Here is a 10864-nt window from a genome sequence, read left to right on the forward strand (position 1 = left end):
GCCGCTGCGTCGGCAGTCACAGGAGCCAAGCCGCCTTGGGGTTTGGCTGGCTCGTCAGTCGGCCGTTGATGGCTATTGAGGTTGGGTTCGCTCGGTCGTCGTCAACAGTTCGTCGGCTGGCGAGACACGGCCGGCAGCACCGTACGGCGGGCTACCTTCGGGGCGCGGCGTTGCTCCCCTGCGCCCCAAGGGCTGGCGCGCGCCCGATATCGTTCCCCGACATGAAGATCGTGATCTGGTCCTTCCTTGCCCTGTTCCTCATCGTCGCCGCCATCGGCGGCTTGCTCAGCGCCGCACATGGACACGACGCCCCAAGCGTGATCCGTGGCCTGGTCGTCAGTGCGCTGTTCTCGTGGGGGGCCTGGGGCAGTTGGAAGAGGGCATCTCGCCCCCGGATACAGGGAATTGCCCCCATCCAAGAACCGCACCAGAGACTCTGGCGGCGACGATGACCCCCTGCTGCCCCACACCGCCCTGACGCCTCCCCACAGTCACGTGGAGTGCGTCGCCGAACGAGGACGACTGGAAGCACGTAGGTTATGTCTTCTTGCCCTGGGTCTTGCCGGGGATCTTGGTGACCTGCGTTTTCGCTGCTCAGGAGCGGTGTGCTCGCGCGCCTAGTGGTCGTCATCGGTCGTCCTTGGCCACTGCCGAGCGACCTCGGACGGCCCAGAGACGGCCCAGCTTCGGCGCGCACAGCTAACGGCCGACACCTTCGATACGCCCCGCCTGAACCTCAGCCGACGACAGTCAGCCACGACGGCGAGAACGCCGACCGACTACGCACGCGTGTGCCTCGCTGCACCCCCACTGGCCTCAGCCTCGTTGCCATGGCCGTCGACCGGAGCAAGTCCCGACGGCTAGCGCCTGACTACGGCGGCCGGCCGAGCCCTCAGCTTGGGAAGCTTGGGTGTTTCAGGGACGGGAAGGCTGCTGACCTGCGGGGCAACGGTGCTGGCGCCCGGCGCCCGCAGGCTGGTTTCCCCGGTGTTCCCCGTGGTTCCCCGCACTATCTGGTACGCGTCTGGCACGAGCTGAAGGCCCAGCTCGGCAGCCTCGCCGAGCCGCCCCCCGATTGTCGGTGCGGGCGGCTATGGTGCCTCCGCCATGAAGGGCAACTTTTTGGGGAGGGGTCTTGGGAGCCAAGACGGGACTGCTGGTGTACGCCGACGGCGACGCGCCGGAGTTGCTGCGGCGGGTGGGCGCGGCAGATCTTGATCGGACGGCCGCCATGATGCGGCTGCTCTATCCGGGCTGCGAGATCGAGGAGTGTGGGGGCTCGAATCTCTGGGACGGGGTGTACCCCGCGAAGGGGACGGTGCATGCAGCCAGCTGGCCGGGTGTGGAGGTCATCGGTGACCAGGGCGTGATGATCGACGCCCCCTCTGAGCTTCCAGAACACCTGGTGGCGGCGAGTGCCGGCCGCCGGCTCGTCCTGCACGCCATGCACAGCGTCGTCGACTGGCACGCGTTCGCCGTCTGGGAGGACGGGCGCCTCGTCCGCTCTTTGAGCCTGTCCCCGGACAGCGGCATCATCGAGAACATCGGCGAACCACTTCCCTTCGAACAGCCCTATTGGGCCGGAGACCGTCCAGCCGACATCGTCCCCTGGCCCGGCAAGGAGGAAGAGCCGTACGCCCTGCCCTTCCACCCCTTGGACCTGGGCGAAGACGCGCTGCGGGCGCTCTGCGGCTTCATCCAGGAAGGCCGTCCCGACCCCAATGACGTCGACGCGGACGCCATTGAGCTCTTCGGATTCCACGTGCGGGACCAACGAGGGCCTGATCCTGCCGAGCAGGAGGTAGAACGGCGGAGGGCCATGGAAGCCATAGGCCCGCCGCGCTTGTACAAGCTGGGGCCTGACGGCTCGCTGATCGAGACCGACGGCCTTTAGCTCACGACCTCTTCGTCCCGAACGAACTTTGCTGGGCGCTTGACCTCGTGCTGGTATGTCTCTCACCTGCTGCGACGGTCCGGAGACGTCCGCGGTTGTTCGCCGCTGTGCGCCGGCGTTGTCACGCAGTTAGACACGCAGCCGAGACTTAGCGACCCAGCTACTCGTAGATGGTTGCCGCTCGCAAGGCTCGTGCGAAGAAGCTCCAGTCGCCGCTGGCGGGCAACTCGCGGCCGGCGTTGCGGTACCAGCCGTCCGCATCCTCGATCCACGCTGCCAGGGCCTCCAGGAAACTTGCGAGGTCCTCGTTCTCCCAGGAGCTGCCTTCCTCTGCGTGGCTGCGGTGGAGTGCACGAACGAAGGCGGCCAGATCTGCTCTGCTGTCGACGTGCTCGGGAGATGCAGTCATACGCGGCACCCTAGTTGGCGCGCCAACTGCCGTGGTACGGCAAGAAACACTCCATCTTGCCGTACCGCCACCCCTGGGCGGAAACCCGTTAGGTTCGGGGGGCTCTGACCTGGGCTTTCGCTACTGACGCCGGTGGCTTGTCTGTCGCCGTCCGTCGTCGTTGGTCGGCCTCGGGGGCCCTCGGACGGCCCACAGACGGCCCGGCGCGGCATGCGGGCTGAGCACCTGGTGGTGTCAGTGCCAGTGGTTATGGTGCGACCGCCATAGAAAATGCCTTCGTTGCGAAACCCGGTCTGGGCATGATTACCACCGTGCGTGAGGACAGGGACCATCGCGGGCACGGGCGGTACACGCTGACGGAGACGGGGCACGGCCACGTCTGGGGTGTGTGCGCAGCAGTGGACGGACTCTTCGGGGAGCCCCAGCGCGGGAGGTACGAACTGTTCGGCTGGGTACCGAAAGGCGTCGAGGTGCGGGGCTGGGTCGGCAGTCGGGTATGGCTGGTGCCGGACGACGACGCACTTGAGCGCTGGCTGCTGGAGGACGCGGAGAGCCCAGGGCAGCTCTTGAGCACCGGCAGTCTCGTGCTCAGTGGTCTGGACGACTACGAAGGGCCGCCCGAGGGACACACGGGTCTTGTCCGAGTGCACGACGGGCACCGGTGGCTGGGCTCCTGCCGGGAATTCGCCCGCGTCCTGCCGCCCGAACAGGTGGCGCCCCCACTCGTCCTGCGGGGGCTCGCCCAGGGTGATCAGCTGCGGGCTGCATTGCTGAAGGGCACCCGGCGGGCACTGGACCTGGAGGAGGCCGCCCTGGAGATACAAGACGACCAGGGCGAGCCGCTCACCGATCGGCTGCTCTGGACCAAGGTCAGCGCCTGGCACCCATCCGCCTACGGGATGGATCTGATCGACCTGGAGCTCGACGGAAAGTTCTTCACACCGGTTCCCGAATACGCCCAACCCATCTGGGAGCGGTGGCTCGCCGGGCCGCCGGACACCCTGGGCGCGTGGGCGAGCCTCGACACCCGGCGCCGCAAGGCCTGGCTCGACCTCGTCCGCGAGCGGGCCTGCCGACGCGCCCACCGCGACCGACCAGCTGGTCACGCCTACCAACTCGACGGTCGAAACATCACCGATGTACCAGGCCTCCACCTGGCGCTTGGGGAGGCGGTGAACGGGCCGGGTGGCTACTTCGGCGGCTGTCTGGCCGCCCTCGACGACTGCCTGCGCGGCACCTTCGGTTACACCGCCCCCGCAACCCTGCTATGGCGGAACGCCGTGACCGCACGCGCGCACCTGTCCCGGACCCTGACACCGGACGGCCAGCCCTACGACCTATTCGCCGAGGTCCTCGATGCCCTGGCCGAGGGCGGCATGCACGTCACCCTGGCGTGATCCGCCGTCCGAACAACTACCCAGTCTTGATGGCGTCCCCGGCAGGATTCGAAACTGCGACACCCGCTTTAGGAGTTCGAGCGTGGGTCGCCTGTAGGCGCCTCACTGCAGAACGGCACGGTCATGTTCGGCTGCCCTGGGCCGCTGGTGTTCCCCGACGTTGATGTCAGCCGTGGATGTCACCCACGTCCGTTGAGGGCGTCCGCGAGGGCCTGGGCTTGGCTTGGCGTGATGCCGAGGGCGAGCGGTATGTGGCGGGGGCTGTAGGACGACGAACACACTGCGATCGGGTTGTCGGCAGTCACGGTCCAGTGGGGTTCACTACCGGGCCCCTGCTCGCCGACCAGGACGGTAGCCAACTCGTCAGCTGCGTCAGAACGTATGCCGCAGAGGGTCAGCGCTTGCGCCACTATGCCACGCGCTTCGCGGGGAATCTCGGCGTCGCCGAGCATCGGAAGCAGGAGCAGAAGGCGCTGTGAGCTGTCGGTCAGACCTTCGCTGCTGTTCTGTGTGGCCTCAGCGAGTATGTCGAGCTCCGACCAGGACAGTCCGGGGCCGGCCTCGTCAACGCCGAACTGGCCGAGGTAGCCGAGTCGTCCCCACGCGGGGTGGCGCACGAAGAAGTCGACGTTGTTCGCGTCGTCGAAGTTGGCGTACACGACGTAAGCGGTATGCCCGCCTTCGAAAGGGACGCGCAGTACGGGCCAGGGTTCTTCAGGGTTGCTGATGCGCTCCACCATCTCCTCGTAGACCGACGCGTCCACCCCGTAGCGCTCTGGATCCTCGCCCGGATCGCCCACGGTCAACAGGAGATGCGCGAGCCAGAAGGCGGGCTCGCGCGCAAGATCCTCGCCTGCTACAAGCTCGCAGTCCTCCAGATATTCCGGGACGTGCACCGTGAGAGCCATGCGCGGAGCGTACTCGCCGTCATCGCCTTCTCTTCCGCGAGGGCCTCGGCGCACCGTGCCGCCCGACATCGGGCGAGACGGAAGCAACACCGCCTTAGGAGGGTGGTGGGGCGAGTTGGCGCCTGACCTGCGGTACGTGGACTTGGGTGCCAGCTGGCTGTGGTCACCGCTGGCAGCCGCAGTTCCCCGTGAGTCCCCGCCCGATCTGGCGCGGTTGTGGCACGGGGAACTTCCTGATCCGCAGCTTTAGCCGGATCGGTCAGCGACGGCCATACCGGTCGCTAGGAGGGCCCCGGAGAGACGGCAGCGGACGGGAGCGGGTTTCGTACGCCGCTGCTGTACAGCCGTCCCCTGGCTACGGGAGGGCCTTGCGGGTGGTCCTGACGTGATCGGTTGGGGGCCTTTGCACTGGTGGGCGCGGACGGTTTCGAACCGCCGGCATCTGCTTTGTAAGCCTGGCACCCGCCGCTGAACCGTCATGGCAGCTCAGCCCCTCTGTGCGCTGCAGCGGCTGTCACAAGCGGTGGACGCCGTAGCGATCCTCCAGTGCCCGTGGTTGACCGCTCGATCTGGCACGTATCTGGCACGCGTCCGCCGGCTCCCTCATTGACTGCGAGCAGCCATGCCTTCCGGCAGGTCTGTGACACGCCGGGCGGTCACCAGGTAGCCCGCGAAGCTCACGTCCGGCTTGGCCTTCGCCCACCCGTCTGCCTTCTCAACCGGTACCAGTACGGTCGTGCCCGGAACGGGGTAGTTCACCTTGTCCGTGGCGCCCGGGGGTACCCCGTAACGGCAGTGCACCTCAACAATCGATGCCACCTCCACCGAGGTGGGCGCGTGCCCTTCCCCCTGGCCGTGGTGCTCCTCGCGGAAGTCGATCTCATCCGCACGTTCGCTACCGACAACGTCGGCGTAGTCCTCCGGATCGACTTCCAGCAGCGTCCAGGAGACAACATCGCCTGGCGCGAAGCTCTCCCCGCAGCACTGGATCTGCCAGTCATCGACCCAAATCGTCAACGTCATGACCCCATTGTCCGCCGCCCGAGGGCGACTGCTCACGACTGCTACTACAAAGCCTCCTACAAACGCCAGCGTGCACAGTCGGTGATGCCAGAGGCCTCGTGGGCCTCCCAGCGGTCACTAATCTGTTCGCATGATCCCGAACGAAGACCGCCAGTTTCCCGCTGCGCTCGCCGCTGCCATGGCGGTCCGGCTCGACTGCATCGGCGAGGACGGCGTCGACTTCGAGCCCTACGAGTCCTTCCTGACTGCCGACGAGACAACGGATTGGCTCCGTGCGTGGACGGGCAACAGCGACCTGACGGGCGATGACTTCCGCGTCTTCGGCCAGGACGGCACCGGCGGGAACGCAGCCTTCTGGCTCATCCGTCCAGGCCTGGACCTGGCAGAGCAGCCCATTGTCTTTATGGGCTCCGAAGGAGAAACCGGAGTCGTCGCCCGCGACCTGGGCGCCTTCCTATGGCTGCTGGCTGGCGGCTTCGGCCCGTGGGAAGCGGCCGCCTTCTACGAACCCGAGCCCGACTGGGCTCCGCAGGTCAACAAGGACCTAGCAGCCATCGCGGAGCAGCACGCTCCCGACCGGCGGGCAGCGGCACCGGCGATCATCGCGGTGGCCACACAGGAGTTCCCCGACTTCGACGACATCATCATGGGGCTGTGCCGCTGAACCTCGTGTGAGATGTCAGTGCTCAAGGTTGTTGCGGCACCACTCGTGCCGGCAGCCGTCGTCTCGCTGGTGCAGCCGCCGAAGGTCCTGCAGAGCGGCGACGGGGAACGGGTGCCGCATCCACTTCTTCAGGTACCCGTCCTCACCGTGATCCCGCAGTACGGTCTCGGCCGCTTCCATCACCGTGTGGCCCAGCACGCTACGGGGCTGGGTTGAGCTCCAGGAAAGAGTGCCGCCCGTCTCGTCGGGCGATCCCCAGCTCGTCGCTCCGTCCGGGAACCGGTAGATGGCGATGGACACGTCCAGCTCCTGGCGCCGGAGCAGCCACCTCATCTCCACGGGTTCGAGGTCGAACGAGACGCGCTGATCGGTCGTGCCTCCGTACAACCCCGTCACGGCATACAACAAGTCGGCAAGGGCATCCGTGCAGTAGCTGACATGGGCCCGATGCTCCGAATTGCCGTCGGCAATCCGACATGTGGCCCACCCCGCGCCGCCCAGCTCCCAACTGAACTGAAGATCACCCGCCATTCGCACCCCTCCCAAGTGGATCGCAACCCCCATCACCGATTGATGGGGATCTCGTAGACGATCTCGCACAGGGAGGCAGGGACGACGATGTCCGCCGTCTCCACCGGCCGGCCCTCGTCGCTGTAGTACGTCCGCCGGATGTGGGTGACGAGCGCGGCCTTCTGAATCCCAAGGAGCGACGCCTCCTCGGCGGTCGCCTGCCGCGGCTCAGGCTGCTCCACGGCATGGCTGATGGTGACGCCGATCTGGGCCATCCGGTTCACGACGCCGGCCCCAGCGTGCGGCCCGCCCTCGGGAAGGACGATGAGCGTCCCGCCGGTGAGGTCGTACGGTTCCCAGCTCGTCGACAACTGCACGGGCCGCCCGTCGGCGAGGAACTCGTACACGGTCCGGACGCACAGCTCGCCCTCACCGATCCCGAGCCGCGCAGCGATCTCAGCCGGCGCGGGCACCTTCGCGTCGGTCCGGCTCTCCCAGCCGCCACTCCGCCCGACGGCCTTCATGTCGGCCCGGAACGGCGACCCGTCCGGCTGCTCGCGCGCCGCAGAACGAACCATCCGCACCCGCCGCCGGGGCTCGGCCACGTAGGTCCCGGACCCCGCCCGTCCCTCCAGCACCCCCTGGGAGATCAGCAACTCCTGGGCGCGGCGGACCACGTTCTCGCCCACCCCGCACTCCTGGGCGATCTGGGCGCGTGAGGGCAGCCGGTCTCCAGGAGTCCACTCGTGCTCCGCGATCCGCCGCCGCAGTTCGTCGGCGATGCGGAGGTATGGCGGCTGCTCAGGCATATGGAAAATCTAGTCCACTAGCTCTAATCTAGTTAACTAGATTTACTCAAAGTGATCACCGGTGACGGAGGCTGCCCTGTGCCTGCTCCAGAAGTAAGCGCGGAGACTCTGGCTGCCCGGTTATCAGCCGTCGGATTCACCACGCGGGTTGAAGAGCACCCCCGGCACACATCGATCGAAGCGGAGGTACCGGAATCCCTCCCGGCCGAGACATGGCGGGAGGTCCTGGAAGTCGTGGCCGCGGCGGACCGATTCGGTCTCCTGGCCACGAGCCTGGGCGGCCGCACCCTATGGGCCGCCGTGAACAAGGCGGTCCCCGCGACGGGCGATGTCCGGGGACCTGGCCATCAGCGATAGGAGCTGATCATCATGTTCAACCGTATCCGTCGCACCATCAGGCGCACCATAGAGCGGTACGCCCAAAGGACCCGGCACTGCGAGCCCTTAACGCCGACCCGTACGACGCTCGCTCTCCCCAAACCGTCCGACGAACTGACGCAGTTCCTCCGACAACTCGGAGACCGGCCGAGCTTTCTCCCGGGCGAAGAGACGGCCCTCGTCCGCCCGTACGTCCTGGCCGTCGAGCAGCGCACCAGGCAGAGTTCGGCGCCGGTTCCACCCCACCTCCTCGCCCACGCCTGCTTCGCGCCGGCGGAGGCCCACGGATGACCCGCGTCCCCTCGACGGCTACCACGCCCTACAGGTCCAGCGCCTGCCGGATCGGCACCCACCACGAGTGCACGCACTCCGCCCCGTTGACGGCACCGATCGACATCCCGGTCGTCTACGAGGCCTGCGCCTGCTCCTGCCACTCCGCAACAACGCCACCGGAGGCGACCTCGTGAACGGCCTTCCCTCCCGCGGCGCCCTCGCGTCCCCGGTCGAGATCACCACAGCCACGGTGCAGCGCGGCGACGTGATCCAGATCGGCGGCCAACCGTGCCGAGTAGCTGACCTCCGCCAACTTCCCGGCGGCGCCAAGCGCCTTCTCTTCGAATCGGGCGAACTCCTGACGATGCACACCCGTACGCGCCTGATCGCCGTACGAGTCCTCAGAAGGTGGTGAGCGCCCCTATGCCGTCCCTACGCGACACCATCGCCGACGACCTACGGACCCAGATCACCACCGGCCATCTGGAGGCCGGCGCTCGTCTCCCCTCGGAACCGAAGCTCGCGGCTCAGTACAAGGTGAGCACCCCGACCCTGCGCAACGCCCTCGCACTCCTCCAGGCCGAGGGCCTGATCGAGAAGATCCACGGCAAGGGCAATTTCGTCCGCCGACCTCTCCGCAGACTCACGTACACCTACGGCCGCCTCACCCCGGACGCAGACCTCCACGTCACGATCCGCACCACCAACCTCCGAGCACGCGGCGACCTCATCTCCCTACTCAAGGTCCCCTCGCGCACCCCGCTGACGGAGTTCCTTTGCCTCACCCACCAGGGAGAGAGGCCGCACAGCCTGGCCCGCATCTACGTCCCGCGCGACCTGGAGCCGGACGAACTGCCGTGGTCTCGCCCCGAACGGGTGGAGACCCGAGAAGTGGTCACCGCCCGACTCCCCACCCCGGAAGGAATCGGTCAGGGGCCGTTGTCGTGCGTTCTGCCCGCCAGCATCCGGGGTTCCCCGCCAGTTCCCGGCCGATCGGGCATGACAGGGGCACGGACACCTTCTGATCCGTAGCTCCATGGGGAACGGTCGGTGGCGGTCATAGCGGTCGGGCCATGGCCTCCGGAGGGCGTCACCGGACGAGGTCGGTTGCTCTGGTTGCTGTACTTCGCTGCTGTACCGCCGTGGGTGCGGTCACTCGGAGTGCTGCGCTTGGGAAGGCCACTGCCCCTCGGCGAACTGCCGGCCCCAGTAGTAGGGGTTCACTTCCGCGAGGGTGCGCGCCTCCCAACGGGTCGGGTCGTCTTCCCGCGGGACGGCGACTTCGACGGACGGCCCCCAGAGCGCGAGCCGTTCCTGGCAGACGCCACAGGGCGGCAAGATCAGAATCCTGCCGTGCTCCAAGTCACGGCAGACGCAGACGGAGGCGGTGACGGTTCGGTTCTGGGTGTAGGCCTGGATGAATGCCCCGGTCTCCTGGCAGAGCGCAACCGAGCCGTTCATGTTGTCGAGGCCGACGCTGGTCAGGATGCCACCGTCGGCGAGCCGCACAGCGGCTGCCCCGCCAGGTTCACCCGTGGGCCAGCGTCGGTCCATGAGTTCCACGGCCGCGTCGACAAGCATCTGGTCGAGTTTCATGCGCCGGAGTTTGTCACGAGCCCTGAACGCGGCACGGCCCGAGAAGGACAGTGGAGCCTCGATGACCCAATCAACCCCCGGGACACAACAGTCCGGAGCCCTGGTTCGGAAGACGGCGTATGTGGATGGCCGCTGACCTGGCGACTCCCTGAGCTGGTCCGGAGCGAGGTTGGCGCCGCCGTTCCCCGCGAGTCCCCGCTGTGTCGGCGACGGCTGAATGTGAGGCCAGATGCGGCGGCTCAGTTGTGGGCCATCCGTAGTCTCGTTGGATGGTGTGTCAGTCGTTGCTGGTGGTGGAGGTGCGGCCGAGTTCGCGGCCGCGCATGCGGTAGGACTCGCCCTTGAGGGAGTGGACCTCGGCGTGGTGGACGAGCCGGTCGATCATCGCGGCGGCGACGGTCTCGTCGCCGAAGGTCTCTCCCCAGCGTCCGAAGGGCTTGTTGCTGGTCACGATCACGGACGCGCGTTCGTATCTGTTCGAGATTAGCTGGAAGAACAGGTTCGCCGCCTCGGCCTCGAAGGGGATATACCCCACCTCGTCGATCACGATCAGTGGGTAACGGCCGAGTCTGACCAGTTCCTCCTGCAGTCGGCCGGTGTGGTGGGCCGCCGCCAGGCGGTCGACCCACTGGGCCGCGGTGGCGAATGCGACCCGGTGCCCGGCCTGGCAGGCCCGGATCGCCAGCCCGGTCGCGATGTGCGTCTTGCCGGTGCCCGGCGGCCCGAGAAAGACCGCGTTCTCCTTCGCCGCGATGAAGTCCAGGGTTCCCAGGTGGGCGAGCTGTTGGCGCGTCATGCCCCGCAGATGGGCGAGGTCGAGTTCCTCGATGGTCTTGATCGCGGGGAAGTGGGCCTGCCGGATGCGTTGCTCGCCGCCGTGGCTGTCGCGGGCCGAGACCTCGCGCTGCAGGCAGGCGACGAGGTATTCGAGGTGGCTCCAGGACTCGGCCTGGGCGCGTTCGGCGAGCCGCTCGGCGGCGTCGAGCAGGGCAGGGGCCTTCAT

General features: G+C 67.4%; 15 protein-coding genes. 8 read left to right on the plus strand and 7 right to left on the minus strand.

Annotated features, from left to right (window positions below):
- The first annotated feature begins 221 nt into the window (after window positions 1-221).
- Entirely contained in the window at window positions 222-452 is a 231-nt protein-coding gene (locus ACFU6I_RS22815) for a hypothetical protein (RefSeq protein WP_384369681.1), read from the plus strand.
- A 683-nt stretch (window positions 453-1135) separates the two neighbouring features.
- The gene (locus tag ACFU6I_RS22820) at window positions 1136-1894 is read left to right on the plus strand and encodes a DUF6928 family protein (protein ID WP_384369684.1); all 759 of its coding nucleotides are present in this window, start codon (window positions 1136-1138) and stop codon (window positions 1892-1894) included.
- Window positions 1895-2054: 160 nt separating this feature from the next.
- Here the strand turns inward: ACFU6I_RS22820 and ACFU6I_RS22825 are convergent, their stop codons facing one another.
- On the minus strand, window positions 2055-2303 hold the full coding sequence (locus ACFU6I_RS22825; protein WP_384369687.1) for a hypothetical protein: 249 nt from the start codon (window positions 2301-2303) through the stop codon (window positions 2055-2057).
- A 299-nt stretch (window positions 2304-2602) separates the two neighbouring features.
- Between ACFU6I_RS22825 and ACFU6I_RS22830 the strand changes: the two genes are divergently transcribed.
- Window positions 2603-3700: a barstar family protein gene (locus tag ACFU6I_RS22830; protein ID WP_384369690.1), complete on the plus strand. Its 1098-nt coding sequence runs from the start codon at window positions 2603-2605 to the stop codon at window positions 3698-3700.
- Between the two features lie 179 nt (window positions 3701-3879).
- Here the strand turns inward: ACFU6I_RS22830 and ACFU6I_RS22835 are convergent, their stop codons facing one another.
- Both ACFU6I_RS22835 and ACFU6I_RS22840 read right to left on the minus strand, forming a co-directional pair.
- Window positions 3880-4608, minus strand: a complete 729-nt coding sequence (locus tag ACFU6I_RS22835) for a hypothetical protein (protein ID WP_384369693.1) — start codon at window positions 4606-4608, stop codon at window positions 3880-3882.
- A 603-nt stretch (window positions 4609-5211) separates the two neighbouring features.
- Entirely contained in the window at window positions 5212-5631 is a 420-nt protein-coding gene (locus ACFU6I_RS22840; protein WP_384369695.1) for a DUF6578 domain-containing protein, read from the minus strand.
- A 130-nt stretch (window positions 5632-5761) separates the two neighbouring features.
- Here ACFU6I_RS22840 and ACFU6I_RS22845 point away from each other — a divergent pair, with 130 nt between their 5' ends.
- The gene (locus ACFU6I_RS22845) at window positions 5762-6295 is read left to right on the plus strand and encodes an SMI1/KNR4 family protein (RefSeq protein ID WP_384369698.1); all 534 of its coding nucleotides are present in this window, start codon (window positions 5762-5764) and stop codon (window positions 6293-6295) included.
- Window positions 6296-6310: 15 nt separating this feature from the next.
- Here the strand turns inward: ACFU6I_RS22845 and ACFU6I_RS22850 are convergent, their stop codons facing one another.
- Window positions 6311-6826, minus strand: a complete 516-nt coding sequence (locus tag ACFU6I_RS22850) for a hypothetical protein (RefSeq protein ID WP_384369700.1) — start codon at window positions 6824-6826, stop codon at window positions 6311-6313.
- 32 nt (window positions 6827-6858) lie between these two features.
- Window positions 6859-7614 (minus strand): GntR family transcriptional regulator, encoded by a 756-nt coding sequence (locus ACFU6I_RS22855; protein WP_384369703.1) that lies wholly within the window; start codon window positions 7612-7614, stop codon window positions 6859-6861.
- Between the two features lie 78 nt (window positions 7615-7692).
- Between ACFU6I_RS22855 and ACFU6I_RS22860 the strand changes: the two genes are divergently transcribed.
- The 4 genes from ACFU6I_RS22860 to ACFU6I_RS22875 all read left to right on the plus strand — a co-directional run bounded on the left by ACFU6I_RS22860 (window position 7693) and on the right by ACFU6I_RS22875 (window position 9297).
- Window positions 7693-7971 carry a hypothetical protein gene (locus ACFU6I_RS22860; protein ID WP_384369730.1) on the plus strand — a complete coding sequence of 93 codons (279 nt, stop codon included), beginning with the start codon at window positions 7693-7695 and terminating at the stop codon, window positions 7969-7971.
- 308 nt (window positions 7972-8279) lie between these two features.
- Window positions 8280-8459 (plus strand): hypothetical protein, encoded by a 180-nt coding sequence (locus ACFU6I_RS22865; protein WP_384369706.1) that lies wholly within the window; start codon window positions 8280-8282, stop codon window positions 8457-8459.
- Window positions 8456-8680 carry a hypothetical protein gene (locus ACFU6I_RS22870; protein WP_384369709.1) on the plus strand — a complete coding sequence of 75 codons (225 nt, stop codon included), beginning with the start codon at window positions 8456-8458 and terminating at the stop codon, window positions 8678-8680. Before ACFU6I_RS22865 ends, ACFU6I_RS22870 begins: the two co-directional genes overlap by 4 nt.
- An 8-nt stretch (window positions 8681-8688) precedes the next feature.
- Window positions 8689-9297 (plus strand): GntR family transcriptional regulator, encoded by a 609-nt coding sequence (locus ACFU6I_RS22875; protein WP_384369712.1) that lies wholly within the window; start codon window positions 8689-8691, stop codon window positions 9295-9297.
- Between the two features lie 120 nt (window positions 9298-9417).
- Here the strand turns inward: ACFU6I_RS22875 and ACFU6I_RS22880 are convergent, their stop codons facing one another.
- Together ACFU6I_RS22880 and istB are read right to left on the minus strand one after the other, a co-directional pair.
- Complete coding sequence (locus ACFU6I_RS22880) at window positions 9418-9861, minus strand: cytidine deaminase (protein WP_384369715.1); 444 nt, start codon at window positions 9859-9861, stop codon at window positions 9418-9420.
- 277 nt (window positions 9862-10138) lie between these two features.
- A partial coding sequence (istB, locus tag ACFU6I_RS22885) for an IS21-like element helper ATPase IstB (protein ID WP_384369718.1) occupies window positions 10139-10864 on the minus strand: 726 nt, incomplete at its 5' end.

This window comes from Streptomyces sp. NPDC057486, assembly GCF_042802415.1.
Classification (GTDB): domain Bacteria; phylum Actinomycetota; class Actinomycetes; order Streptomycetales; family Streptomycetaceae; genus Streptomyces; species Streptomyces yanii.